Raw genomic sequence first — 25,414 nt, 5'->3', positions numbered from 1 at the left:
CATCACTATAAAAATAAAAAAAGGTCGCTCCATGAAATCATCACTCAACTACAGCATCTGTATCGCCAGCGTGTGCCTGCTGGCACCGCTTTCAGCCAACGCCCTTGAGTTCGCCGGTTACTTGCGTAGCGGCGTGGGCAACTCGCTCAATGGCGGCAAGCAATCCTGTTTCAAGCTGCCCGGCGCCGAGGCCAAATACCGGTTGGGTAACGAATGCGAACAATACGCCGAGCTGGAGCTGCGCCAGGACGTGTACAGCTTCGCCGATGGCTCGGTGCTGAGCGTCGACGGCATGGCTTCGCTGTACAACCAGTACAACCGCCAACTGACCTTTCAGGGCGACAACGGCACGGCCCGCCTGCCGCAACTGTATGCACAGTGGTCCAACCTGCCGAGCCTCAATGGTGGCTCACTGTGGGCCGGACGCCGTTACTACAAGCGTAATGACATCCATATTTCCGACTTCTACTACTGGAACCAGAGCGCCACCGGGGCCGGTATTGAAGACGTGCTGATCGGCGGCCTGAAATACAGCTACGCCCTGTCGCGCAAAGACAACCTCTACCAGGAAAATTACGTGACCCGTCATGACTTCAACGTGGCGGGCATCAACACCAACCCCGGTGGCCAGCTGGAGTTTGGCCTGAGTTACCTCGACAAGCCTGAGCGCACCGATGCCCACAGTGGCTGGGCCATCACCGCGCAGCATGTGCAGAGCGAATTTTTGGGCGGCAAGAACAAGTTCGCCGTGCAGTATGGCGAGGGTTCGGGCACCGGCTTGGGCTACACCGGCGACTTCCGTCTGGACAACAGCAGCAAGCGCTATCGCATCGTCGAGTTCTTTGACTGGCAAATAACCCCGCGATTCGGCGGGCAGGTCGAGGCGGTGTACCAAAAGGATTTTCGCCCTGATGGCGGCAATCAGGAATGGCTGTCCCTTGGTGTACGCCCGACCTACGCGATCAGTGAGCAGTTCAAACTGGTCACCGAGCTGGGACACGATCAGGTCAAGGCCGCAGACGGAACGCGCAAGTTGAGCAAGTTCACTTTCGCGCCGACCTGGTCGCCCAAAGGCCCTGGTTTCTGGGCGCGCCCTGAGGTGCGTTTGTATTACACCTATGCCAGTTGGAACGCCGCGGCACAGCGCGCGGCCAATGAGTTTGACGCCGGGTCCGCGTTGTCCGACAGCGGTGCATTCGGCTCGGCCCGGCATGGTTCCAACGCCGGTGTGCAAGTCGAGTACTGGTGGAAGTAAGCGAGCTGTCGGGGCTCGCGCTCCATCGGCATTTAACCGAATCAATTGCAGGTGAAGTCATGGTCACATCCCAACAACTCCAATTGCTGGCCCCGCTGTCCGGTGTGCTGATGGCGCTGGAAAACATGCCGGACCCGGTGTTCTCCAGTCGCCTGATTGGCGACGGCCTGTGCATCGACCCGACCTCTCAGGTGCTGTGCGCGCCGCTGGCCGGGGTGATCAGCAACCTGCAGCACACCGGCCACGCCATCAGCATCACGGCTGCCAGCGGTGCGCAGGTGTTGCTGCATATAGGTCTGGATACGGTGAACCTGGGCGGCAAGGGCTTTACGCCGCTGGTTGAGGAAGGCCAGCAGGTAGCCGCAGGGCAGGCGTTGATCGAGTTTGACGCTGATTTTGTCGCGCTCAATGCCCGCAGCTTGTTGACCCTGATGCTGGTGGTCAGCGGCGAAAGCTTTGTGCCGCTGGTGCAGGAGGGGGATCTGGTAGAAAGCGGCCAGCCGTTGCTGGCCTTGCACGTGGAGGTTGAGACTCAGGTGATGGCAGAGCAGCAAACCGGCGCAGCGCAGTGTTCAGCGCCGCAGATTTTGCCCAACCCCAACGGTTTGCACGCCCGCCCGGCGGCAGTGCTCGCCCAGGCGGCGAAAGGCTTTGCGGCCACCATTCTTCTGCACAAGCAGGACGCCAGCGCCAATGCCAAATCACTGGTGGCGATCATGGCCTTGCAGACGGTCTACGGCGACCGTGTTTATCTCAGCGCAGTGGGTGCCGATGCCGGGCCAGCGCTCAAGGTGTTGTCCGAATTGCTGGCGTCCGGATGCGGTGAAACGGTTGCTGACGAGGAGGTCCAGGCGCCGCCGGTGTTGCCTGAACAGGCAGCCGCGGATGTATTGCGCGGTGTGTGTGCATCACCGGGTTCGGCCTTCGGGCAGGTATTTCAACTGAGCGAAAATGCGCTGCAGATTGACGAGCTCGCCACAGACTCATCTCAGGAGAACCTGCGTTTAAAGCAGGGGCTGACCGAGGCCACCACGGCGCTGCAGGTGCTTTGCGACAATGCTGCAAGCAAGGCCCAAGCCGATATTTTCAAGGCTCATCAAGAGTTGCTGGAAGACCCGGGCCTGCTGGAGCAAGCCTTTGCGCTGATTGAACAGGGCAAGAGCGCCGCGTTCGCCTGGCAAAGCGCTACTCAGGAGACGGCGACCCTGTTCAAGGGGCTGGACAACCGCTTGCTGGCCGAGCGCGCCCTGGACTTGCAAGACGTTGGCCAGCGGGTACTCAAACTGATGCTCGGCGTGCAGGACAGCCCGCTGGAGTTGCCCGAGAACGCGATCCTGATTGCCGAACAACTGACCCCGTCCCAGACCGCCGCATTGGATACCTGCAAGGTGGCGGGCTTTGCCACTGCCGGCGGTGGTGCGACCAGCCATGTGGCGATTCTGGCCCGGGCACTGGGTTTGCCGGCGATTTGCGCAATGGGCCCCCAAGTGCTGGCGCTGGCCAACAGCACGCAGGTTTTGCTCGATGCCGATTCGGGGGTGTTGCATCTGCAGCCCGACCCGGAGCGCATCAAGCAACTCGACACGCAGCGTGAGCAGCAGCGCCAACGCCAGCAACAGGATTTGCAGCATGCAGCACTGGCAGCCTGCACCCGTGATGGTCAGCAGATCGAAGTCAGCGCCAATATCGCGTCACTGGCCGAAGCTGAACAAGCGGTGAGTCTCGGGGCCCAAGGGGTAGGGTTATTGCGTTCGGAGTTTTTGTATCTGGAGCGCAACAACGCCCCCAGCCACGATGAGCAGGTTGCTACCTACAGCGCCATCGCCCGCACCGTGGGCACCGGGCACAATCTGGTGGTGCGCACTCTGGACGTTGGCGGCGACAAACCGCTGGCCTATGTGCCGATGGATCACGAGACCAACCCTTTTTTGGGCATGCGCGGGATTCGCCTGTGCCTGGAGCGTCCGCAGTTGTTGCGCGAGCAATTGAGCGCGATTCTGGCCAGTGCGGACCTGACCCGTCTGCACATCATGTTGCCGATGGTCACACAGCTGTCGGAACTGCGCATGGCCCGTCAGTTGCTCGAAGAACAAGCGCAGGCATTGGGAATCAAGACCCTGCCCAAGCTGGGGATCATGATTGAAGTCCCGGCTGCCGCTTTGATGGCGGATTTATTTGCGCCTGAAGTGGACTTTTTCTCCATTGGCACCAATGACCTGACCCAATATACCCTGGCCATGGACCGAGACCACCCGCGGCTGGCGGGTCAGGCTGACAGTTTTCACCCGGCGGTGCTGCGCCTGATTGCCAGCACAGTCAAGGCCGCCCATGCCCATGGCAAGTGGGTTGGGGTGTGTGGTGCTCTGGCCTCCGAGACGCTGGCGGTGCCGGTATTGCTGGGGCTGGGTGTGGATGAGTTGTCAGTGAGTGTGCCGTTGATTCCGGCGATCAAGGCGCGGGTGCGTGAGCTTGATTTCGCTGCTTGCCAGACGCTGGCGCAGCAAATGCTGGGGCTGGAAAGTGCCGAACAGGTGCGCACTGCCTTGAAACCTCTGCAGCAGCCCTTGACCGTGTTGGAGTACTGATGATGTTCGATAACGTGCGCAAGGCCTTCTGGAAAGCCCTGACCCCGGACCTGGTGGTGGATGAACCCGGCAAGCTTGACTCGCAACTGCAACCGGCAGTCTTGGCCGCTCTGGGTGGGGCCGGCAATGTGAAGTCCGAACAGCGGGTGGCGTTGACCCGTATCCGTGTCGAACTTGCCGATATTACCCGCCTGGACCCGCAAGCCCTGCGAGCAGCGGGTGTGCCGGGGATATCGAATCTACCGGGCGGGTTGGTGCATCTGGTGGTGGGGCTTTGACTGAAAGCCCCTCTTGCGCCATGAGAGGGCGCTTTCACTTACTGTTTCGCATTCGCAGGTGTATCGTATTCGCCTTTTGCGGGCCCAGCGCCCGCGCCGGATGCGCGAGGTAGTTAAATCCATGTCCTTTACCCGTCGACAAATACTCGGTGGTTTGGCTGGCCTGGTAGTGGTGGGTGTTGGCGCAGGAGGCGCTTCGCGTTACTGGTTAGGCAAGATGGCCGACTCCGAGGCCGGCCACGATTACGAACTGATCGCCGCCCCGCTGGACGTCGAACTGGTGCCCGGTCATCAGACCGAAGCCTGGGCCTTCGGTCCTTCGGCGCCCGGCACCGAGCTGCGGGTACGTCAGGGCGAATGGCTGCGCGTGCGCTTCATCAACCACTTGCCCGTTGCAACCACCATTCATTGGCATGGCATTCGCTTGCCGCTGGAAATGGACGGCGTACCCTATGTGTCGCAATTGCCGGTTCTGCCCGGTGAGTACTTCGATTACAAATTCCGTGTGCCCGATGCTGGCAGCTATTGGTATCACCCGCACGTCAACAGCAGCGAGGAGCTGGGCCGGGGTCTGGTGGGGCCGCTGATTGTCGAAGAGCGTGAGCCCACCGGCTTCAAGCACGAACGCACGCTGAGCATCAAAAACTGGCACGTCGATGAAGAGGGCGGCTTTCTGCCGTTCAGCATCACTCGCGAAGCGGCTCGCGGTGGCACGGCCGGACGACTGTCGACGATTAACGGCGCACATGTTCCGACGATTGATTTACCCGCTGGGCAGATCACCCGCGTGCGTATCCTTAATCTGGACAACACGCTGACGTATCGCCTGAATATTCCCGGCGTCGAAGCCAGGATTTACGCGCTGGACGGAAACCCTATCGAGCCCCGCCCGTTGGGCAAAGATTACTGGTTGGGGCCGGGTATGCGTATTTGCCTGGCGATCAAAGCGCCGCCAGCCGGTGAAGAGCTGTCGCTACGTGATGGCCCGGTGCGTTTGGGCACCTTGCGTTCGGTCGCCGCTACCGATGCACCCGGCGCATGGCCGCCGGCGCTGCCCGCCAACCCGATTGCCGAGCCAGATGTGGCGAATGCCGAGAAGATCAACTTCAACTTTGAGTGGGTCGGCTCGGTGTCCGAAAATCCAGGCGGCGATCAGCCACCCAGTCTGTGGCAAATCAACGGGATTGCCTGGGACATCAAGGACAAGACCTGTGCAGATCGCCCAATTGCCAAGCTCAAGCTGGGGCAGAGCTACATTTTTGAATTGAAGAACATGACGCAGTATCAGCACCCGATTCATTTGCACGGGATGAGTTTCAAAGTACTGGCGTCCAATCGTAAAAAGATCACACCGTATTTCACCGATACTTACCTGTTGGGTAAAAACGAGCGTGCCCGCGTGGCGCTGGTGGCGGATAATCCCGGCGTGTGGATGTTCCACTGCCATGTGATTGACCACATGGAAACCGGCCTGATGGCCGCCATTGAGGTTTCCTGATGCGACAAGGGCGTCAACCCCGGATCATCGATCGCAGCCGCGATCAAGAATACATGCGTGAAGCGCTGGCGTTGGCCGCGCAAGGTGCCGCGTTAGGCGAAGTGCCGGTGGGTGCGGTGCTGGTGCAGGACGGTGAGATTATCGGGCGAGGGTTCAATTGCCCGATCAGTGGCAGCGATCCCAGCGCCCATGCCGAAATGGTAGCCATTCGGGCTGCCGCTGCTGCTGCCAGTAACTACAGGTTGCCCGGCAGTACGCTGTACGTGACGTTGGAGCCGTGCAGCATGTGCGCGGGCCTTATCGTGCATTCACGGATAGCGCGGGTGGTGTACGGCGCGTTGGAGCCCAAAGCGGGAATTGTAGAAAGCCAGGGGCAGTTTTTCACGCAAGGCTTTCTTAACCACCGCGTGCTGTTTGAAGGTGGGGTCTTGGCCGAAGAATGCGGGGCAATCCTCAGCGAATTTTTCAAGGCCAGAAGGGCACGATAACGCTTGCCCTGATCCCGTAGCAGCTGACGAGTAATGCGAGGCTGCGATCGGCGGCGAAGCCGTCGTAAAGTCAGGATGCGCGGTTTTTCAGGTACGGCATATATTCAGGTTTTACGATTGCGTCGCAATCGGACGCAGCCTCGCACGACTCGTCAGCTGCTACGAAATGTGTTGCTACTTCTTGGCCACAATCACCGCACGCATCGGCGCTGGCAGACCTTCGATGGTTTTACTGTGGTCATTGGGATCAAGGTAATCGCTGAGCGACTGAAATTTCATCCACTCTGTAGCGCGCTGCTCCTCGACGGTCGTTGTACTGACGTCTACACAGCGCACATCGGTGAAACCCGCGCGCCGCAGCCAGCGTTCCAGTGCCGGGATTGATGGCAGGAACCAGACGTTGCGCATCTGCGCGTAGCGGTCTTCGGGCACCAATACCTGATTGACATCACCTTCAATCACCAGCGTTTCCAGCACCAGTTCGCCGCCTTTGACCAAGCAGTCCTTCAGCGCCAGCAGGTGTTCAATGGGCGAGCGCCGATGGTAGAACACGCCCATGGAAAACACGGTATCGAAGCCTTCAAGGTTCGCGGGCAGATCTTCGAACGGGAAGGGCAGGTGCCACGCTGCTTCTTGCTGCAAGTAGCGTTGTACGGCCTGGAACTGGCAAAAGAACAGCCAGTTCGGGTCCACACCGATCACGCTGTGCGCGCCGGCGCCAAGCATGCGCCACATGTAGTACCCATTGCCGCAGCCGACATCAAGGATACGCTTGCCCTGCAAGTCGATATGGGGCGAGACCCGTGACCACTTCCAGTCAGAGTGCCATTCGGTGTCGACATGTACGCCGAACAAATCGAAGGGCCCCTTGCGCCACGGTGACAAGCCCATCAGTGCCTGGCGCATTTGGACGCGGGTTTCGTCATCGCAATCGGTGTCCAGCGTCAGGCCGTTCAGCAGGTCGACTTCGGTCGGTACGACGTTGGGTAATGCATCCAGCGCGCTTTGCCAGCGCTCAAGGTCGCCATGACCTTTCTCCATTTTTGCGTCGAGTCGGGCTTGCAGCGTGGTCGCCCATTCAGCCAGGGGCGTGCCGGCCAAACGCCGGGCGAGGGGGGATAGATCAATCATGGCAGGGCAATCAACGAGGCAAAGTTAAGACACTGGAACCACGGCACGACTTTCGAGAACCCGGCTGCCAACAGGCGTTCGCGGTGTTCTTCGAGGCTGTCGGGCTTCATGACGTTTTCGATGGCGCTGCGCTTTTGCGCTATTTCGAGGTCGCTGTAACCGTTGGCACGTTTGAAGGCGATGTGCAGGTCTGTCAACAGCTCATGTTCTTCGCAATCATTGAAGCGCAGCTTCTCCGACAAAATCAGCGCGCCACCTGGCAGCAGTGATTGGCGGATGCGGCTGAGCAATGCCAGACGTTCTTGCGGAGCAATGAATTGCAGGGTGAAATTCAATGCCACCACCGACGCTGGCTGGAACTCCAGCGCAAGAATATCGCCCTCGATGACCTCAACCGGCAATAACTCCTGGAACATCGAGTTTTGCCCGTTGAGGTATTCGCGGCAGCGTTCCACCATGGCCGCCGAGTTGTCCACGGCAATGACGCTACAGCCTTCAGTGCGCACGTGCCGACGCAAGGCTTGAGTGACGGCGCCCAGCGAACTGCCCAGGTCGTATAGAACGCTGTTGGGCTGGGCGAATTGTGCGGCGAGAACACCGAGATTTTCGACAATGGTGGGATAACCGGGCACCGAGCGCTTGATCATGTCCGGGAACACCCGCACCACGTCCTCGTTAAAAGCGAAGTCCGGCACTTGGGCCAGGGGCTGGGCGAAAATACGGTCAGGGTCTTGGATCACGACGGTTCCGGCAGGTGAATTTCAAAAGGGGCCGTATTTTAGCCAAGTTGACGCCGGGATGCGCGTTCTGTCTGATAAACCGCTCTGGCCCGCGGGGTAAAAGGCTCGCTCCCGGTTGAGGTGAGGCTCAGTTCACGGTGATAGAACAGTCAAAGGTTTGTGCCGGTTCGGCTTCGGGCTCCCATGGCTGTTGATAGGTCAGTCGCAAGCGTCCGTTACCTGCGGCAAAGGCTTGGAAACGCCAGGTAGATTGCCCGCCACTGCCCAATACTTGCCCATTGTCGGCACTGCTGTAGACCTCGGGGCTCAGGCTGCGTAAAACGCCACCGGCTGAGTCCTGAATGGCCCAGCGATAACCTGTTGTCGGATTGCTGGGTAATGACACTGTGACATTTTGGCCAGTATGTAACTGCAGTGGGCAGTCGCTTTGTGCTTCAACGATAACGTTGTTTGCAGGGGTGTGTACGCAGGCGGTCAGCAAACTGAGGCTTAGTGCAGGGATAAGGCGTGCAAGGGGCATCGAAGGCTCCGGTCTGACAAATACAATGGCGCAGCATACCCCATCAGGTGGGTTGCGCCATTTTCGTCGGCCAGAGGCTGGAATGCTCTATCAGTATTTGAATGATGCATGGGGCGGGCTGACAGTGAAGTCGCCACACATTTCAAGCGTCTCGCCGTTATGGTCCAGACATTCGAGGGTGAACAGTCGAGCGCTGTAGCAACTCTCAATCACACTCAGGTGTAAGGTGCCAACCACCGCCTCGTTCAAGTGATAGACCTCTTTGCCATTCACTTCAACGCACTCCAGGTAGGTCATCCCCCAAACAGGGCCCCCTTCACCTTTTTTGAACAGGTAAATGCCGGACTGGATATTGACGTCCAGAGTAAGAGTTATGGCTCGATAGGATTTTGAGCCGAAGTCATCGAACTCCGCGGTAATCACAATTTTTTTATGGCTACTGGCAAAGGTCAATTCCTGAGCAGTGAACGGTCGCCGATCCAGTACCTCAGCCTTGAGTTCACCACGGGTTTTGGGATTAAACACAGCCTGACCAAACAGGGCGGGCCAGAAAGCATCTGGATTTTGATGGGCTGGATGATGAAGAGGCATGGCAGGTTCCCGACGTAATACCTGTGGGCTATTGGCCACTTTTTACGTTGAGACCGCAGGGGCTGTCTACTGTCAGAAATACCAGTAAGCACGCTGAATTATGCGCTTATTGCAGGTGAGGCCAGTAAGTGGGCCAAGCGCAGGATGGCTTGGCCCTCTTCCACAATCCGTCAATCAGCGTTGAAACAGTACTTTGGCTACGTCGCTGAAGTGTTTGGCAAAGTGCACGGTAATGCCCTCTTTCAAGTAGTCAGGCAACTCTTCGAAATGCCCTCTATTGGGTTCCGGCAGAATCAGCTCGTGAATTTTTTGCCGGCGTGCAGCGATGACTTTTTCGCGTACGCCACCGATAGGCAATACGTGCCCGGTGAGCGTCAGTTCGCCGGTCATGGCGATGCCTTTTTTCGGCGGCTGATTACGGGCCAGGGACAGCAGCGCGCTGGCCATGGTCACACCCGCGCTAGGGCCATCTTTGGGCGTCGCCCCTTCAGGGACGTGCAAGTGCACAAAAGCCTCGTCGAAAAACCGCGGGTCGCCACCAAACTGTTGCAGGTTAGCGCTGACGTAGCTGTAGGCGATTTCTGCAGACTCTTTCATCACATCGCCTAATTGGCCGGTTAGTTTGAAGCCGCGATTCAGGGTGTGGATGCGCGTTGCCTCAATCGGCAGGGTTGCGCCGCCCATGCTGGTCCAGGCAAGACCGGTGATGACACCAATGCCGCTGATAACCTGCTCGTTGCGAAACACAGGAGTGCCCAATGACGGTTCGAGGTCTTTGGGCCCGATCTTGATCACCGCCTTGGGGTCTTCCAGCAACTTGATCACGGCCTTGCGTACCAGTTTGCCCAATTGTTTTTCGAGCTGACGCACACCGGCTTCGCGGGCATAACCGTCGATGACATGACGCAAAGCGCTGTCGCTGATGGTTAGGCTGTTTTTCGAAACCCCGGCTTTCTCCAACTGTTTAGGCCACAGGTGACGCTTGGCGATCGCGATTTTCTCTTCAGTGATGTACCCGGACAGGCGAATCACTTCCATGCGGTCGAGCAGCGGGCCCGGAATGGAGTCCAAGGTGTTGGCCGTACATACAAACAGCACTTTGGACAGATCCAGTCGCAAGTCCAGGTAATGGTCAAGGAATTCGACGTTTTGCTCAGGGTCCAGAGTCTCCAGTAATGCCGAAGCCGGATCGCCCTGGAAGCTTTGACCCATTTTGTCGATTTCATCGAGCATGATGACCGGGTTCATCACTTCGACTTCTTTGAGCGCCTGCACCAGCTTGCCGGGTTGGGCGCCAATGTAAGTGCGTCGATGGCCCTTGATTTCGGCTTCATCGCGCATGCCGCCCAGGCTGAAGCGGTAGAACGGGCGACCCAGTGATTCGGCGATTGATTTGCCGACACTGGTTTTACCTACACCCGGTGGCCCCACCAGCAATACGATTGAGCCGCTGATTGAGCCCTTATAAGCGCCCACGGCGAGAAATTCGATGATGCGGCTTTTAATGTCATCGAGCCCGGCGTGGTGGGCATCGAGTACTTTGCGAGCGTGTTTGAGGTCGAGCTTGTCTTGCCCGTAAACGCCCCAGGGCAGCGCAGTGGCCCAGTCCAGATAATTGCGGGTGACTGCGTATTCGGGGGATCCGGTTTCCAGAATCGACAGTTTGTTGAGTTCTTCGTCGATGCGCTTTTGCGCCTGTGCAGGCAGGGTTTTGCCTTCAAGACGCTGCTTGAATTGTTCGATGTCCGCACTGCGATCATCTTTGGTCAGGCCCAGCTCTTGCTGGATCACCTTGAGTTGTTCCTTGAGGAAAAACTCACGCTGATGCTCGCCGATCTTGAGATTGACCTCTGCCGAAATTTCTTTTTGCAGACGCACCACTTCGACTTCTTTGCGCAGCATGGGCAGGACTTTTTCCATGCGCTTGAGAATCGGCACGCAGTCGAGCACTTCTTGCAGCTCATTGCCTGTGGCCGACGTCAGTGCGGCGGCAAAGTCGGTGAGAGGCGAGGGGTCGTTGGGACTGAACCGATTGAGGTAGTTTTTCAGCTCTTCGCTGTACAGCGGATTGAGCGGCAGCAGCTCTTTGATCGCATTGATCAGCGCCATGCCGTACGCCTTCACCTCGTCGGTCGGTGCCTTGTCTTCTTGCGGGTATTCAACCTCCACCAAATACGGCGGACGATGATGCTTGAGCCACATGCTGATACGCACACGGGTCAGGCCTTGGGCCACGAATTGCAATTTGCCATTTTCGCGGCTGGCGTGATGCACCTTCACCAGTGTTCCGTATTCCGGAAGGCTGTTGGTGTCGAAATGGCGAGTGTCATCGGGCGGTGTATCGACAAAAAACAGCGCCAGCGAATGATGGGGTGACTTGCTGACCAATTCGAGGGTTTCGGCCCACGGTTCTTCATTGACGATGACCGGCAACACTTGGGCCGGGAAGAACGGGCGATTATGAATCGGGATGATGTAAACCTTGTCTGGCAGATTCTGTCCTGGCAATGCCAATTCAGTGCCTCCCGTGTGTACGGTGTGTTCGGAGTCGGTGTGTTCTACATCTACGTCTACCGTGTCATTTGTAAATTTTTGCTGGTCGCTCATGGGGCACCTGCGCAATTGGGTATGGGTCTTAGATGGGGCGCGGTGGCAGTCGTTTCAATGGTGAAGCGATTTTCATGTCGTTTCACACGCAGCTCTCGGCGCAGGTCGCTTGGACCTCAACGACTGTAGACGCTGCAACAGGGCTGTGAGCAATAGAAAGGCGATACTTTCAAACAGGATGGGTGAATGTCGCCAGTATATTGGCGGTGGACAGTCAGCATTTATTGGGTGATCTTCTGGGTTGCGGCCATGCTGCTGCGAAAATAATAAATACATTGCTGAAAGTCATTAATTTGACTTTTCCTGCCTGCAGGGAGCGCGCTTATGCCTTGGACGGTCGTAATAAATTACCGGGTCTGCGATGCAGCGGAGGCCGGTCATGAAGCTGCGCAATAGCTTTCAAGCGCATATCAGCGTGGTGTTGGCGCTTCTTTTGCTGGTGGTTATCGCGTCTGTGTACCTCGCCGTGAAAGCCGCAACGATTACGGCGGCCAGTGACCAGTCCGAAGAGCAACTGAAAACCGGTACTCGGGTCATCGAAAGCTTTTTCGAGCTGCGCGGGCGCCGCATTCAGTACGGGCTTAATTGGCTGACCAATGACTCGGATTTTCGCGCTGCAACGATGGATGGCAGTCCTCAGAAAATTTTGCATGCATTGCAAGAGTTCGAGCCAAATATTCGGGGCAGTGAGCTCTTCGTGCTCGACCTGCAAGGCAAAATCATTACAAGCACGCTGAAGAACCTGCCTGCCGGCGAGGTCTTCCCCTATGCCCATGCGCTCAAGCTGGCCCGGCGCAACTCGCAGACGATGACGATCGGCGTGCTCGACGGCTTGCCCTACATGTTGGTGCAGGGGGTCGTTCAAGCGCCCTTGCCGGTGGTGAGGGTGGTTTCGGGGATGGCCATGGACAGTGCGTTCGCCGAAGAGTTGAGCGCACTAAGCAATCTCGAAGTGTCATTTATAGCCCTGAAAAACGGTCAGTTCGGGCCGCTGTCCAGCTCTCAGCCGCAGGCGATGAGCGCTGACATTGAGCACTATTTACGCACCCACACCCAAGGGGGTGCCGCGCATTTCACTGAGTATGAACAGCAGCGCTTTTTGGGGCAGATGATTCAAATGGCCAATTCGGGAGATCCTGAAAACGGGCAGGTACTGGCCTTTTTGCAAAGTCCTCTGGACAGGGCGATGCAAGCGTTCAGCTCTCTGGATCGCAAATTTCTGTGGATTTCGATTGCTGCTTTACTGGCTTCTTTGCTGGGAGCCCTGTGCCTTGCCCGTGAAGTGTCACGTCCAGTCAGCCTCTTGGCAGAGGCGGCGCAGCGCATAGGCCGCGGCGATTACCAAACGCCTGTGGCGCTCAAACGCCGTGATGAACTAGGTTTTCTGGCCAAGGCGATCAATACCATGCAAAGCGGCATTGCCGAGCGAGAACAGCAACTGGCGCATAACGCTTTGCATGACACGTTGACCGGTTTGCCTAACCGCGCACTGGTGATGGAGAGACTGGGCAGCAGCATCAGTTCTCGACGTCGTGTGGTCATCATTTATCTGGGCATCGAAAACTACCGGCTGATTAACGAACACTTCGGCCCGGCCGGGGTGGACCTGATCATGTGTGAAACCAGCCAGGTGCTGCGTGACTCGCTGCATCAAGGCAGCACTGCCGCGCGTATCACCGGCAACGAGTTTTTACTGTTGCTTGAAAATACTGATATCGATGCCGGGGTAGCGATGGCGGATCGGCTGTACGCACGCTTGAGTCGTCCGCTGAGTATTGACGGGCATGATGCCGAACTTGAAGTTTGCATGGGGCTGACGGTGTATCCGGGTAATGGTCATAGCCCCGAAGAGTTGATCCGCCGAGCGGGGATTGCTCGACGTGATGCCGCGATGTTGCCGGGTTACTTACAGGTCTATCAGCAAGACCGCGACCTGGCTCATCAACGCCAAATCCAGTTGATCCGGGACTTGCGTCGGGCGGCGGATAACGGCGAATTGTTTCTGCATTACCAGCCCAAACTCGACCTCAGCACTGAACTTGTACAGCAGGCTGAAGCCTTGCTGCGCTGGCAGCACCCAGCGTTTGGACAGGTCTCCCCAGCGGAATTTATCCCGCTGGCAGAGCGTACCGGCAGCATGAACGGACTGACGGACTGGGTTATTGAAGAAAGCATCCGTCAGGTACGTGAGTGGAATCAGCGCGGCCTTCATCTGCAATTGTCGATCAACATTTCGGCCGATGATCTGCTTGCAGAAGATTTGTCCGTGAAAGTCGGGTCGCTGCTCAAGCGCTACAACGTCGCGGCACAGCAATTTATCTTCGAGATCACCGAGAGTGCCGTGATGCGTGACCCTGAACATTCACTCAAGGTGCTACAGGGGTTGCGCGATATGGGGGTCAGCCTGTCGGTGGATGACTTTGGCACTGGCTATTCCTCGCTGGCTCACCTTAAGCGGCTGCCGGTTCAGGAGTTGAAAATCGACCAGTCATTTATACGAAATCTGGACGAAGCCAGTGAGGACGCTGTGATTGTCCGTTCCACCATCGAAATGAGTCACAGCCTTGGGCTTAAGGTCGTGGCCGAAGGTGTTGAGTACCAACACAGTCTTGATCTGCTCAAGCGTTGGGGTTGTGACACTGCGCAAGGCTATCTGATTGGCCGGCCAATGGATGCCGTGGCGTTTGAAGCCTGGATGTCGAACGTGAAAGCGATTGCTTAGCGACAGGTGTGTGCAGGTGGGGTTTCTTTACCCCTTTGATCGTCGCGAGCCAACTCGCCCGCTACAGAAATGAGCGACAAAAAAAGGCGGCTACCGAAAGGTAGCCGCCTTTTTCACAACCAGCTGTAGTGCTTATTCAGCCAGTTTGAACGCCAGTACGTAGTCACCGGCTTTAGTACCCAGACCGCCGTGACCGCCCGCCATGACCAGCACATATTGTGTGCCGTCCTTGCCGGTGTAAGTCATCGGAGTGGTCTGGCCGCCAGCAGGCAGACGACCTTCCCACAGCAGCTTACCGTTGCTTACATCGTAAGCACGCAGGTATTGGTCAAGTGTACCGCTCAGGAAGGCAACACCACCTGCAGTGGTCACTGTACCGCCCAAGCTTGGAACACCCATTGCCAGTGGGATTGGAACCGGCGAGCTGTCACGCACGGTGCCGTTTTTGTGTTTCCAGATCACTTCGTTGTTGGTCAGGTCGACCGCAGCAACGTAGCCCCATGCCGGTGCCTGGCAAGGCAGACCAAGTGGCGACAGCAGAGGTTCCAGAATCACGCCGTATGGAGCGCCTTTGTTCGGTTGAACGCCCGAAGTTTCGCCTTTGCGTGGACCCATTGCAGCCACATCCGCCTGAGGAACCAGTTTGGAGGTGAAAGCCATGTAGCTTGGGTTCAGGAACGCAATTTGACGAACCGGGTCAACCGAAATGCCGCCCCAGTCGAATACGCCGAAGTTGCCTGGATACACAATCGAACCTTGCAACGAAGGCGGGGTGTACATGCCATCGTAACGCAGGGATTTGAAGTTGATCCGGCACAGCATTTGGTCAAATGGCGTCACACCCCACATGTCGCGCTCGGTCAGAACCGGCGGAATCATGTTCAGCTCTGAACGAGGCTGAGTTGGAGCAGTGTGGTCGCCCTCTACAGCGCCGCCTGGAGCCGGTACTTCGTGGATTGGAACAATGTCCTCACCGGTACGACGGTCCAGCACGTAAATGCTGCCTTGTTTGGTCGACGCCAGCAGAGCCGGTTTTTCACCCTCAGCTGTTTTCAAGTTCATCAGCGTTGGTTGACCACCTACGTCCATGTCCCACAGGTCATGGTGAGTAAGCGGACGGTACCAGCGGACTTTACCGGTGTTGATATCCAAAGCAGTGATGCCTGCGGCATAACGCTCGGAGTCTTCGGTACGGTCGCCGCCGTATTGGTCAGGGGTCTGGTTGCCCATTGGCAGGTACAGCATGCCAAGGTCTTCATCGACCGCGAACATCGACCACATGTTAGGCGAGTTACGGGTGTAGGTTTCGCCTTCAGCAATCGGTGCGGTGGCTTCAGGGTTACCGCTGTCCCAGTTCCAGACCAGTTTACCGGTACGCACGTCGTACGCACGGATCACGCCGGATGGCTCGTCAGTGGAAATGTTATCGGTCACGTGACCGCCCACTACAACCAGGTCTTTGGTCACGGCAGGTGGCGAAGTGGAGTAGTAGCCACCCGGTGCAAAGCCACCGACGTTATGACGCAAGTCAATCGCGCCGTTGTCACCGAAGTCTTCACACACTTTACCGGTGTCGGCGTTCAGTGCGATCAGGCGGGTGTCAGCTGTTGGCAGGAACAGGCGACGTGGGCACGAGTTGCTCGAAGTGGCAGCAGGCTCGGCAGCGTTTTCGTCAGTGCTCGCTTTGGCGTAGGCGTTTTCGTCGTGATAGCTCACGCCGCGGCAGGTCATGTGTGCCCAACCTTTGAAGTTTTCAGCATTTTGCGTGCTGATCTTCGGGTCGTAGCGCCAGATTTCCTTGCCGGTATCCGGGTCAAGAGCCAGTACCTGGCTGTGTGGAGTACACACATAGAGCATGCCGTTGACTTTCAGCGGGGTGTTCTCGGCGGTTGTTTCTCCCGGATCACCTTCGCCTGGCATGTCACCGGTACGGATTGTCCAGGCTGGAACCAGCTTGTGGGCATTTTCCGGAGTGATTTGTTTCAGAGGCGAGTAACGATCACCGAAAGCCGTGCGACCGTAGGACTGCCAGTCGCCTTCAGGCATTTCTGGCGCAGCGTTGGTTACACCCGGTACAGCATCACGGTCCAGTTGACCTTTGATTTCGCCAGGGCTGGTGAACTGGCTAGCCAGTGCAGCTGCGCCTGCCAATACAACGGCAACGCTCAGTGCGCCAGTGGCCATCGGGGCCGATTGGCCACGCAGCACTGGACGACGGAACCAAGGCAGCAGCAGGACGATACCGATGGCGAACCACAGTGCCAGACGCGGCACCAGCTGCCACCAGTCCAGACCCACTTCCATCAGGGCCCAAACGGTGCTGGCGAACAGCACCAGAGCATACAGACCCAGCGCCGCACGGCGCCCTGCGATCAGCAATGCGCCTGATAAACCAAAACCGATACCGGCCAGCAGGTAGTACCAAGACCCGCCAAGCGTTACCAGCTTGATACCCCCGACCAACATGGCCAGGCCCATTAGCAGCAGCAAGATACCGAGTAGGCTCGGTAGCAGGCGGCTTCGACTGAAAGCACTATCAGTGCTCATAGTGTGGTTCTCCGTTACGTTATAGATACCCCCGTCTGATCGTGTTTCAAGCACGGGCCGACGCGGGAGTGAATCAACTAAATAGGTTCTTGGTGGCAACCTTCAAGGTTGCCGTTGCCGTCCGTTTGTCAGGTCGGACGTTGGTTTTTCCGGCTTGCGTTCGTTACGTCATCCAGCAGGCAGATGCGGCCCGCAGGAGGGCAGACGGATCGCTGTGTCGAAGGCGTTGAGGGCGTGTGCCACGTGGCTTGACTCAGTAATTGAGTAAAAATGCAGGGCTCTGAAATGACTGTAGTTGTTAGCTGAGTGATATTCGCGCCGCGTGCATTTATTTTTAGCCGTCCGCATTCCTTCCATGTGCTCAACAACGCGGTGGCCGTTGCTCGCATTTAAGGGGTGCGAATTCAGAAATGTGGACATTGTTAAAAGCGAGTCTTTAAAGTTTTTTGCATGGTAGCGCTGTCTCGGGAGGCTGCGCTAACGATGTGATTCTGTGGGCAGAATGAATCGTTTCAGCCCTTTATGCGGAAATGATAAAGCCCTAAAACGTTTAGAAACAGCACTTTTAAATGACATGGATCATTTCTGATTCAGTAACAGTGTGCTGCGACGGTTCGTCTCAGGGCTTTTTTGTCGCGCCCCCCCTTGATTGGAGGCCGCGAATTATGGGGCTTTCAGCTTAGAAGGTAGTGCGCAGCCCAACCTCAATACCCCGTCCTGGGGCCGGTGCAATATTTCGCAAAATAGAACTCGCGTAACGCACCGTTTGGTTGGTCAAGTTGTCGCCTTTGACGAAAGCCAGCCATTGACTGCTGCCGACATCGAAGTGATAACCCGCGCTGGCACCCAGCGTGGTGTAGCCGTTTGTACCGGACTCATTGTCGGGTACCCGACCCTGATTGCTGGCGTGTTCGACGTCCAGACGAGCTTGCCAGCGTTCCATTTCCCACAGCAGGCCGCTGTTCAAGCGCAGGGGTGCGATGCGTGGCAACGGCTCACCCGTGTCGAGGTTTGTGGCACGGGTGTAGTCGCCTGACAGCTCCAGCGCAAACTTGCCGTAGGCGCCTTCCCCCAAGCTCCAGTGATCCTTGGCTTCAAACCCGGCGAAACGTGCCCTAACCCCGGAGTAGGTGTATTCCGGAATGCCCTCTGCGTCAGGCTCGCCTTCATCATCAAGGGTGCGCCCCGTGCCCAGCAAGCCGATGTAATTGGAGAAGTGGCTGTAGAACACCCCCACGCTGCCTTTGTGGGTGCCATTGTCAAAGCGCAGGGCCAAGTCGCTGGACAGCGCTTTTTCTTTGGACAGATTGGCGTCTCCCACTTCATAGGTGCCGGTGGCGACGTGGGCGCCGTTGGCATACAGCTCGTAGAAGGTCGGCGCGCGCTCGGTGTAGCCCAGCGTGGCGGCCAACGACCAGATTGGCGTCAGGGTGAACACGGCACCTGAGGACAGGCTGCCCGCTGTGAAGCTTTTGGAACGGTCGGCGGCGGCAAAGCGCTCATTGCCCTTGGCGTCCGGGTCAACCACAGTGTGTTCAAGGCGTGCGCCCAGGCTGAGTTTGAGTCGATCAGTGGCCTGCAATTCTTCAAGAATAAATAACGCGCCGCTGTTGGTATCGGTCTGCGGCACGAAGGCTTCTTCGCCCAAAGCTGAAAATTCATTGCGATTAACCTGCGCTCCGATCACGCCATTGAGTGGGCCAAGCGGCACATGACGCGCCTCGACGCGGGCTTCGTAGCCCTTGTTTTTGAACGTGGTGCCGACTTCGCCGCCTTCTATTTCCCGGTGCTCGTAGTCGGTGTAGCCGGCATCCAGTTTCAACGAGCTGAAGGGGCCTTGCAGGTTGCGAATTTCCGACGCAAAGGCGTAGTGATCCTGCTTCATGCGGATGCGAACATCTTGCTCGGCCGGTGAACCATAATTGGCGTCGTAGTTGCTATAGGACACGCCGGCATAACCGTCATCCCAGGTGTACGAGCCGCCCACCGAACCGCCGTCCTGACGGCCATTACTGTTGCCTAAACGCCCTTTTTTTGGGTCCTCGTCTTCACTGGCAGGCGCGTGACGGTCGCGGGCGTATCCGGGGATTTTCAGGTCGTTGAATGTACGGGCGTTGGCATCCAGATGCAGGGCGAAGGTGCCGTCCCCGGCTTCCAGTTTTCCTGCACTGCTGCGGGTTGTATCCGCGCCGCCATAACGCAGTTCGCCCGCACCATGAATCCCTTCAATGGCTTCGGTGGGGATGCGGTTATCAAACGTGTTGACCACCCCGCCAATGGCATTGCCACCATACAACAGTGCTGCCGGGCCGCGCACGATTTCAATACGTTCGACGTTGACCGGGTCCAGCGGCACCGCGTGATCGTAAGAGAGCGATGAAGCGTCCAGCGCGCCGACGCCATTGCGCAGGATACGAATACGGTCGCCATCGAGTCCGCGAATGATGGGTCTGCTGGCACCGGGGCCGAAGTAGGACGAAGACACGCCGGGCTGGTTTTTCAGGGTTTCGCCCAAACTGCCTTGTTGCTGCAGGGTTAAATCGTCGCCTTCCAGAACAGTCGTTGGCGAGGCCAGCTGGCTGCTGCCCAGCGGGTTGCCGGTGATGACCTGAGGTTGCAGTTCGAGCGCGTAGGTCGGGGAGGCAATTAGAAAAAAAGTGGCGAGCGGGGTCAGGCGCAGATATCGCAAAGGGAAAGCGGGGGCTGGCATTACAGGTTCCTTGGTCAACGGAGAAAAGGCATATAACGAATAGTTACAATATAACATTCCTTTTCTGAGCTCCAAGCGGAACTTTCATGCACGCGCAGGTCACGACTAGACTCATCGCGTACGAATGCACTTCCCCCTGAGCAGGTGCTCGGCTAAGGTGCGCGGCTTTCCTCTTATTGCTTAAAAGGCTCGGCATGACTGAACCCAACAACAACCCATTGCACGGCGTGACGCTGGAACAAATTCTCACGGCGCTGGTTGCGCATTACGAGTGGGAAGGGCTGGCCGAGCGCATTGACATCCGTTGTTTCAAAAGCGACCCGAGCATCAAATCGAGCCTGACGTTCTTGCGTAAAACACCGTGGGCGCGGGAGAAGGTCGAGCGTCTTTACGTGAAATACGCCCGCAGCAAGCGTGAGCTTTGAGCCGCGTATGAAGACCGTGCTAAAGCACAGGCTATGCCTATTGATGGCATTACTGGGCTGGGGCGGGCTGGCGATTCAGCTGTATGTGATCCTGCTGATGCGCTGGACATCAGGTGCCAGTGTGATCGGCGGGCTGTTGAGTTATTTCAGCTTTTTCACCGTGTTCACCAACACGCTTGTTGCCACGGTGTTGAGTTATGCCGTGATCTCTCGACCTTCGAAAGCTCGGACGTTTTTCCTGCAGCCGTGGGTAAGCAGCGGTATTACGGTGAGCATTATCGTGGTGGGAGTCGCGTACAGCCTGTTGCTGCGTCAGCTCTGGCAACCTCACGGTCTGGCATGGCTGGCCAACGAGTTGCTGCACGACGTGATGCCGGTGCTATTCACGTTGTACTGGTGGTATTGCGTGCCCAAAGGCTGGCTGCGCGTGAGTCATATCGGTGTATGGGCTCTTTATCCGGCCTTGTATTTCAGCTACATCTTGTTACGTGGGCACTTGCTGGGTGTTTACCCGTATCCCTTTATTGATGTGAACAAGTTGGGGTATGCGCAGGTGTTTCTCAACGCGGGTGAGATTTTGGCAGGATTTGTTGCGGTGGCGCTGATGCTGGTGGCGCTTGATCGGTGGCGCGCAACCGATCGTCCGCTCTAACCCTGTGACATGGGTTAGAGCGAAGCACATTAGTCTTCGGTGCTGCCTTCCAACCGCCAGTAGCCAGCGGCTTTCACGAATTCGTCGTTTAAACCATGGGTGTCCAGCAGCACTCTGCGAACTTTGCGTGACAGCGTGCTTTCAGTCGCGACCCACGCGTACAGCGTGCCCGGCGGCATCGTCAGCCCTTCAACGGTTTTGAGTAGATCGTGCTCAGGATCATCTCGATGCACCCAAATCACTTCGACGGCTGCCGCACTGTCCAGTGTTTGCTCTTCAAGCGCGTTTTCGACCTCTACGACCACCAGAGCACGCCGATTACCGGGTAGTTCTTCCAAGCGACGGGCGATGGCCGGCAATGCAGTCTCATCGCCAATCAGCAGATAGCTGTCGAAAATATCCGGCACCACCATCGAGCCTCGCGGGCCGCCGATGTGCAGGAACTGCCCGGGTTTGGCCTGTGCCGCCCAGGTGGCAGCGGGGCCGTCACCGTGCAGAACGAAGTCGATGTCCAGCTCCAGGGTGTCAAGGTCATAACGGCGGGGGGTGTAGTCGCGCATCGGGGGCATGGTGTCGGATTTTTTCCCGGCGCCTAACTCCAGGGTTTCCAGTGCCGACAGTTCCTGTTGGTTCTGCGGGAAAAAAAGCTTTACGTGGTCGTCACTGCCCAAGCTGATAAACCCGGCCAGTTCAGGCCCGCCGACGGTAATTCGGCGCATGCGCGGCGTCAGGTCGACCACCCGCAGCACCTCCAATTTGCGGCGTTTGATTTCATGCATGACCCGGTGAATGGTCTGGGCATTGGTGTCATTCATTGAGCATTCTCCTGCGCGGGCTGGGCAGTAACAGGGCCATCGACGATGGCTTTTGCGGTGTCATTGAGCAAGTCACGAACCCGCTGAATTTCTGCTGGATTCCAGCGGCCGTGGTGCATTTGCAAGGCGTGGCGCAGGTTGTGGATCGCTTCATGGATTTCGGCCGGGCGATCATGACCTCGCAAGGAGCGCTTGCTCACATCAATACGCATTCTTACGCCATCCAGTGCGACCGTTTGCTCGCTCAGGGACTGACGGCCCAAGTCAGTGACGGTGTAGCGTTTTTTCCCGCCGTCGGCATCGCCCTGGATCATTTCACTTTCTTCCAGGAAGGTCAGCGTCGGGTAGATCACGCCAGGACTCGGGCTGTATGCGCCATCAAACAGACCTTCGATCTGTCGGATCAGGTCATAGCCGTGGCACGGCTGTTCAGCAATCAGCGCCAGCAGCAGTAATTTCAAATCGCCGGGGGCAAACACACGGGGACCGCGTCCACCGCGTTCACGGCCGGGGCGTTTTTCAAAACCATCTTGCCCGGCAGTGTGTTCGCGGCCGGAACGTTTCTCGGAACCTTCGTGGCCTGCGCCATGTCCGCGGTGATGGGGATGATGCTCTCTCATTTTCTCTTCGCTCTTTCATTAAGTTAGACACAACTTAAGATATATCTTAGATAATGTAAAAACGAGGCGACAAACGGTAATGGTTCGTAACAACTGCGGGGTTATCAGCTTTTACAACGTGCTCACGTTTTGTGGCGCGTGACACAGGGTAAGGGTTCCGGGTTGCAGATAGGGCGTGAGGATCGGTGCCATGCCTTTGAGCACTTGCACCGGTAGGGCGGAGGTGAATGTGAAGGCTTCTGCTGAACGGCCGGGCACGAAGGCAGTCAAGGTGCCAAAGTGATGCTCGCCGATATAGAACACAAAGGTTGCCGTGCGATTGATGGACTTGGAGCTGATGATTCGGCCCCCTGCGCCCATGCTTTCAATGCGGTTGTCGCCCGTGCCGGTTTTGCCGCCCATGGCCAACGGGGTGCCGTTGTCGAGTGTGAAACTGCCTGATACTCGCCGCGCGGTGCCCGCGTCAACCACTTGCGACAAGGCTTCGCGCAGGGCGTTCGCGACTTCGCTGGGCATCACTCTCACGCCTTTGTTGGGGTCATTCACCAGCCGTGTTTCATACGGTGTATTGGCCGCGAAATGCAGCGTATCAATGCGCAAGACCGGCAAACGCACTCCATCGTTAAGGATGATGCCCATCAGTTCGGACAGCGCCGCCGGGCGATCCCCCGAGCTGCCCAGCGCTGTAGCAAGGGAAGGCACCAGATGGTCAAACGGGTAGCCCACTTGCTGCCAGCGCTGGTGAATATCGAGGAAAGCTTCGATCTCCAGCATGGTGCGAATCCGGCTGTCGCGGGCGCTCTTGTGCCGGCTTTTGAACAGCCAGCTGTACACTTCCTGACGCTCGAATACGCTGGCGGCGACCGCTTGCTTGAAGGTGGCCTCCGGGTTTTTCAGCAAATACCCCGCCATCCATAAATCCAGTGGATGAACCTTGGCGATATACCCTTGATCGGGCAGATCGTAAGCACCCGGGCCGTAACTTTGATAAAGCTTGGCTAAACGCTCATCGGTGATCTTGTCGCTCTTGAGGTGGGCTCGCACAAAACTGTCAAAGGTGGCCTGGCTGGCGTTCGGAAATAGGTAGCGGTGTACCGCCGCCATGCGGATGGGTGTCGGGCGCATGCTGTCGAGAAAGGTTTCCAGGCGTTCCTTGGAGTCCTTGCCTTTGTATTTCTTCCAGAACTTGAGCATGTAGGTGGTGCCTTCGCGGTCGGCGAAGCGGCTTAGGTACTCCTGGCGGCGCGGGTTCAAGTCATCCTTGAGCAATTCAGCATTATTGCTGGGAGCTTGATACGAGGTGTATCGCACCACGTCCCGCATCAGGCGCACAAAGGGCAAGTTGATCGACTCACGTATCGCGTCACGCAGCGTGGGGTTGCGGTGGTTGTCCTGATTACGAAAGTTGTGGAAGTAGTGCATGCCGCCGCCCGTGAAAAAACCTTCACCGGGATTGGCTGAATACGTTCGGTTCAGCGCCGCGTCGAGCATCCTGGCGAGGCTCGACCCCGGGTTTTGAATCATGTAACTCAAGGCCCAGCGGGTCAGCGGGTCCTGATCAGTCACCTGTATTTTCTTGAGCTGGCTACTGGACTGGCTGGCGTAGCGATCATGCAGCTCACTGATGATCTGCAAGTAAGTGGTCAGCACCCGTATCTTGGCCGTTGAGCCCAATTCCAGCTTGCTGCCTTCATTGATATCGAAGGGTTGGTCAGTGCTGTCAGTCTGCACCCGCGCCCGTGCGCCGTCGGGCGTCAGTTCAAACAACGTAAAGCTGTAGCGCACTTGCGCAGTGCTGGAAGGCGTCAGCAAACTTTTTCCCAGCAGACCCATCTTGCCGGCAAATGCAGGGTCTGCCAGTTGCCGCAGATAGTCGCTGGCTTGGCGCTGCAAATCGCTCTGCAAGGTGCTGGTGGCAGACAGATCAAGGCGGTCGAGGTCATACAGCGGACGCTTGAGCATGGCCGACAAGCGCGTGCGGGCCAGGCTGATGCCCTTATTGGTTTCAATAGCCTGCAGGGTGGGCGATACCTGCCAGTCGCGATAGGTTACGCGGCTGGTCAGGGCGGCTTGGGTCAGTGCAGGATCAATGACATTGTTTTGCGCCAATAGCCGGATGTGGCTGTCAGTCAGTTGCGCAAGCTCAGCGCGGCCCTTGGTCAAATAATACGAGGGACGACGCTGGGCAATCATCAAGGACAGTACTTCCCGCAAAGCCAGCCCCTTGTTTGCCAGGCTTTGTGGGTCGGTGGCAGTGCTGGCGAGGTACTGGTTGACCTGATTGAAATCGGTGCCGTACCACACGCGCATGCCTTCCGCCATGCCGTGTACCTCGCCATGACCAGGGACGGCCGACAGCGGCACGCTATTGAGGTAGTCACGGACTATTTTTTGACGGGCTACCAAGGTTTGTGGGCCATCCTGATAAGCCCGCACGCTGGCTGAAATCATCTGGCGCAGCTTTTCGGTGCCCGATACCGTCAAACCATCGGGAGAGTGGCGGTATTTTTCAAGCTGGGTCGCCAAGGTGCTGCCCCCAGCCGATTGCCCCGGCAGGTGAAATAGTTTGGCGACTTGCGAATAAGCGGCCATGGCAAACCGGGGCCAGTCGACAGCAGGGTTGTTTAACGGTTGTTGAGGGTCCAACAGATCGCGGTTCTCGATAAACAGCAAACTGTGAACCACCAAGGGCGGAATACTGGCAAAGGTCGGATAGAGCTGTTGTGGGTAGTTGTACTGGTACAGCGATCCACCTGAGCAATCGGTTATGGAAAGCCCTGCTTGAATCTTCTCGGCGTAGGGGACGAAAAACCCCTTTTGGCTATAGCTGAGCATCTCAGGGGAAAAACGCGCTTGCTCGGCAATCACGTAGTCACGCTTTAACAAGCGCGGCAAAAAATCCCCCAGTGCGCTGTAACCCAGGCGTTTGTCGAAGGGCCCCAAACCTGGGTAATAAATTGAATCACTGGGGCCTGCCTGCACGGAGTAGCTCAGGTTCGCAGCAAAGCGACTGAATTCGCGTGCCTGAATGTGTGAAGTGCGCACCTCTTTGGCGATGGCAAAGCCCAAGACGACAAGACCAATCAGGCCCATCAAAAACAGGACCCAAAATACCCGCCAGCCATAACGTTTGCGCGGGGGCTTTTGCGCAGGCGGATCAGAGTCAGCCATTGGCGCTAATGGTTGCGACGCTTTGCTGGAGTTGGAGTGCCACAGTGCGCCCATAGTTA

Annotated in this window: 18 protein-coding genes; 8 read left to right on the top strand and 10 right to left on the bottom strand. The window is 57.4% G+C overall.

The genetic code is table 11. The features are described from left to right. Nucleotides 1-31: 31 nt before the first annotated feature. The 5 genes from GHN86_RS04455 to tadA all read left to right on the top strand — a co-directional run bounded on the left by GHN86_RS04455 (nucleotide 32) and on the right by tadA (nucleotide 6,104). On the top strand, nucleotides 32-1,255 hold the full coding sequence (locus GHN86_RS04455; protein ID WP_153377806.1) for a maltoporin: 1,224 nt from the start codon (nucleotides 32-34) through the stop codon (nucleotides 1,253-1,255). Between the two features lie 59 nt (nucleotides 1,256-1,314). Continuing rightward, nucleotides 1,315-3,840 (top strand): phosphoenolpyruvate--protein phosphotransferase, encoded by a 2,526-nt coding sequence (gene ptsP, locus GHN86_RS04450; RefSeq protein ID WP_153386168.1) that lies wholly within the window; start codon nucleotides 1,315-1,317, stop codon nucleotides 3,838-3,840. A 2-nt stretch (nucleotides 3,841-3,842) separates the two neighbouring features. Further along, nucleotides 3,843-4,118: a PTS transporter subunit EIIB gene (locus GHN86_RS04445; RefSeq protein WP_153377881.1), complete on the top strand. Its 276-nt coding sequence runs from the start codon at nucleotides 3,843-3,845 to the stop codon at nucleotides 4,116-4,118. Between the two features lie 121 nt (nucleotides 4,119-4,239). Then, nucleotides 4,240-5,616, top strand: coding sequence for a multicopper oxidase family protein (locus GHN86_RS04440; RefSeq protein ID WP_153377804.1), 1,377 nt, complete (start codon nucleotides 4,240-4,242; stop codon nucleotides 5,614-5,616). Beyond that, on the top strand, nucleotides 5,616-6,104 hold the full coding sequence (gene tadA, locus GHN86_RS04435; protein WP_153377803.1) for a tRNA adenosine(34) deaminase TadA: 489 nt from the start codon (nucleotides 5,616-5,618) through the stop codon (nucleotides 6,102-6,104). Before GHN86_RS04440 ends, tadA begins: the two co-directional genes overlap by 1 nt. Nucleotides 6,105-6,278: 174 nt before the next feature. Here tadA and cmoB read toward each other — a convergent pair whose 3' ends face one another. The 5 genes from cmoB to lon all read right to left on the bottom strand — a co-directional run bounded on the left by cmoB (nucleotide 6,279) and on the right by lon (nucleotide 11,693). Further along, nucleotides 6,279-7,235: a tRNA 5-methoxyuridine(34)/uridine 5-oxyacetic acid(34) synthase CmoB gene (gene cmoB / locus GHN86_RS04430; RefSeq protein WP_153377802.1), complete on the bottom strand. Its 957-nt coding sequence runs from the start codon at nucleotides 7,233-7,235 to the stop codon at nucleotides 6,279-6,281. Continuing rightward, a complete protein-coding gene (gene cmoA / locus GHN86_RS04425) occupies nucleotides 7,232-7,972 on the bottom strand; it encodes a carboxy-S-adenosyl-L-methionine synthase CmoA (RefSeq protein WP_323369198.1) in 741 nt (246 codons plus the stop codon). The genes cmoB and cmoA overlap by 4 nt, the downstream gene beginning before the upstream one ends. Nucleotides 7,973-8,102: 130 nt before the next feature. Beyond that, on the bottom strand, nucleotides 8,103-8,495 hold the full coding sequence (locus GHN86_RS04420) for a protease inhibitor I42 family protein (protein WP_153377801.1): 393 nt from the start codon (nucleotides 8,493-8,495) through the stop codon (nucleotides 8,103-8,105). A gap of 90 nt (nucleotides 8,496-8,585) precedes the next feature. Then, nucleotides 8,586-9,086, bottom strand: a complete 501-nt coding sequence (locus GHN86_RS04415) for a hypothetical protein (RefSeq protein ID WP_153377800.1) — start codon at nucleotides 9,084-9,086, stop codon at nucleotides 8,586-8,588. A gap of 174 nt (nucleotides 9,087-9,260) precedes the next feature. Then, nucleotides 9,261-11,693 carry an endopeptidase La gene (gene lon, locus GHN86_RS04410; protein WP_153377799.1) on the bottom strand — a complete coding sequence of 811 codons (2,433 nt, stop codon included), beginning with the start codon at nucleotides 11,691-11,693 and terminating at the stop codon, nucleotides 9,261-9,263. A 379-nt stretch (nucleotides 11,694-12,072) separates the two neighbouring features. Between lon and GHN86_RS04400 the strand changes: the two genes are divergently transcribed. After that, nucleotides 12,073-14,415 carry a putative bifunctional diguanylate cyclase/phosphodiesterase gene (locus GHN86_RS04400; RefSeq protein ID WP_153377798.1) on the top strand — a complete coding sequence of 781 codons (2,343 nt, stop codon included), beginning with the start codon at nucleotides 12,073-12,075 and terminating at the stop codon, nucleotides 14,413-14,415. 132 nt (nucleotides 14,416-14,547) lie between these two features. Here the strand turns inward: GHN86_RS04400 and GHN86_RS04395 are convergent, their stop codons facing one another. Both GHN86_RS04395 and GHN86_RS04390 read right to left on the bottom strand, forming a co-directional pair. Continuing rightward, nucleotides 14,548-16,962 carry a glucose/quinate/shikimate family membrane-bound PQQ-dependent dehydrogenase gene (locus GHN86_RS04395; RefSeq protein WP_153377797.1) on the bottom strand — a complete coding sequence of 805 codons (2,415 nt, stop codon included), beginning with the start codon at nucleotides 16,960-16,962 and terminating at the stop codon, nucleotides 14,548-14,550. A gap of 679 nt (nucleotides 16,963-17,641) precedes the next feature. Then, entirely contained in the window at nucleotides 17,642-19,672 is a 2,031-nt protein-coding gene (locus GHN86_RS04390) for a TonB-dependent receptor (protein ID WP_153377796.1), read from the bottom strand. 194 nt (nucleotides 19,673-19,866) lie between these two features. Here GHN86_RS04390 and GHN86_RS04385 point away from each other — a divergent pair, with 194 nt between their 5' ends. Both GHN86_RS04385 and GHN86_RS04380 read left to right on the top strand, forming a co-directional pair. Beyond that, the gene (locus tag GHN86_RS04385; RefSeq protein ID WP_153377795.1) at nucleotides 19,867-20,097 is read left to right on the top strand and encodes a VF530 family DNA-binding protein; all 231 of its coding nucleotides are present in this window, start codon (nucleotides 19,867-19,869) and stop codon (nucleotides 20,095-20,097) included. A 7-nt stretch (nucleotides 20,098-20,104) separates the two neighbouring features. After that, nucleotides 20,105-20,749, top strand: coding sequence for a Pr6Pr family membrane protein (locus GHN86_RS04380; RefSeq protein WP_153377794.1), 645 nt, complete (start codon nucleotides 20,105-20,107; stop codon nucleotides 20,747-20,749). A gap of 29 nt (nucleotides 20,750-20,778) precedes the next feature. On the opposite strand, the gene GHN86_RS04375 is transcribed toward GHN86_RS04380, so the two are convergent. The 3 genes from GHN86_RS04375 to GHN86_RS04365 form a co-directional block, all read right to left on the bottom strand. Continuing rightward, on the bottom strand, nucleotides 20,779-21,564 hold the full coding sequence (locus GHN86_RS04375; protein WP_153377793.1) for a siderophore-interacting protein: 786 nt from the start codon (nucleotides 21,562-21,564) through the stop codon (nucleotides 20,779-20,781). Then, complete coding sequence (locus tag GHN86_RS04370; protein ID WP_153377792.1) at nucleotides 21,561-22,184, bottom strand: PadR family transcriptional regulator; 624 nt, start codon at nucleotides 22,182-22,184, stop codon at nucleotides 21,561-21,563. Before GHN86_RS04370 ends, GHN86_RS04375 begins: the two co-directional genes overlap by 4 nt. Nucleotides 22,185-22,295: 111 nt before the next feature. After that, on the bottom strand, nucleotides 22,296-25,409 hold the full coding sequence (locus GHN86_RS04365; protein WP_153377878.1) for a transglycosylase domain-containing protein: 3,114 nt from the start codon (nucleotides 25,407-25,409) through the stop codon (nucleotides 22,296-22,298). Nucleotides 25,410-25,414 lie beyond the last annotated feature (5 nt).

Source organism: Pseudomonas helleri (assembly GCF_009600315.1).
Lineage (GTDB): Bacteria > Pseudomonadota > Gammaproteobacteria > Pseudomonadales > Pseudomonadaceae > Aquipseudomonas > Aquipseudomonas helleri_A.
This window is presented reverse-complemented; position numbering and strand designations above follow the sequence as displayed.

What these genes read in the sequence shown, in the direction of transcription:
- GHN86_RS04380 (WP_153377794.1), top strand. Translation starts at nt 20,105, where the DNA reads ATGAAGACCGTGCTAAAGCACAGGCTATGCCTATTGATGGCATTACTG.
- GHN86_RS04415 (WP_153377800.1), bottom strand. Translation starts at nt 9,086, where the DNA reads ATGCCTCTTCATCATCCAGCCCATCAAAATCCAGATGCTTTCTGGCCC.
- GHN86_RS04385 (WP_153377795.1), top strand. Translation starts at nt 19,867, where the DNA reads ATGACTGAACCCAACAACAACCCATTGCACGGCGTGACGCTGGAACAA.
- GHN86_RS04375 (WP_153377793.1), bottom strand. Translation starts at nt 21,564, where the DNA reads ATGAATGACACCAATGCCCAGACCATTCACCGGGTCATGCATGAAATC.
- lon (WP_153377799.1), bottom strand. Translation starts at nt 11,693, where the DNA reads ATGAGCGACCAGCAAAAATTTACAAATGACACGGTAGACGTAGATGTA.
- tadA (WP_153377803.1), top strand. Translation starts at nt 5,616, where the DNA reads ATGCGACAAGGGCGTCAACCCCGGATCATCGATCGCAGCCGCGATCAA.
- GHN86_RS04395 (WP_153377797.1), bottom strand. Translation starts at nt 16,962, where the DNA reads ATGAGCACTGATAGTGCTTTCAGTCGAAGCCGCCTGCTACCGAGCCTA.
- GHN86_RS04420 (WP_153377801.1), bottom strand. Translation starts at nt 8,495, where the DNA reads ATGCCCCTTGCACGCCTTATCCCTGCACTAAGCCTCAGTTTGCTGACC.
- GHN86_RS04400 (WP_153377798.1), top strand. Translation starts at nt 12,073, where the DNA reads ATGAAGCTGCGCAATAGCTTTCAAGCGCATATCAGCGTGGTGTTGGCG.
- GHN86_RS04390 (WP_153377796.1), bottom strand. Translation starts at nt 19,672, where the DNA reads ATGCCAGCCCCCGCTTTCCCTTTGCGATATCTGCGCCTGACCCCGCTC.
- ptsP (WP_153386168.1), top strand. Translation starts at nt 1,315, where the DNA reads ATGGTCACATCCCAACAACTCCAATTGCTGGCCCCGCTGTCCGGTGTG.
- GHN86_RS04455 (WP_153377806.1), top strand. Translation starts at nt 32, where the DNA reads ATGAAATCATCACTCAACTACAGCATCTGTATCGCCAGCGTGTGCCTG.
- GHN86_RS04365 (WP_153377878.1), bottom strand. Translation starts at nt 25,409, where the DNA reads ATGGGCGCACTGTGGCACTCCAACTCCAGCAAAGCGTCGCAACCATTA.
- GHN86_RS04445 (WP_153377881.1), top strand. Translation starts at nt 3,843, where the DNA reads ATGTTCGATAACGTGCGCAAGGCCTTCTGGAAAGCCCTGACCCCGGAC.
- GHN86_RS04440 (WP_153377804.1), top strand. Translation starts at nt 4,240, where the DNA reads ATGTCCTTTACCCGTCGACAAATACTCGGTGGTTTGGCTGGCCTGGTA.
- GHN86_RS04370 (WP_153377792.1), bottom strand. Translation starts at nt 22,184, where the DNA reads ATGAGAGAGCATCATCCCCATCACCGCGGACATGGCGCAGGCCACGAA.
- cmoB (WP_153377802.1), bottom strand. Translation starts at nt 7,235, where the DNA reads ATGATTGATCTATCCCCCCTCGCCCGGCGTTTGGCCGGCACGCCCCTG.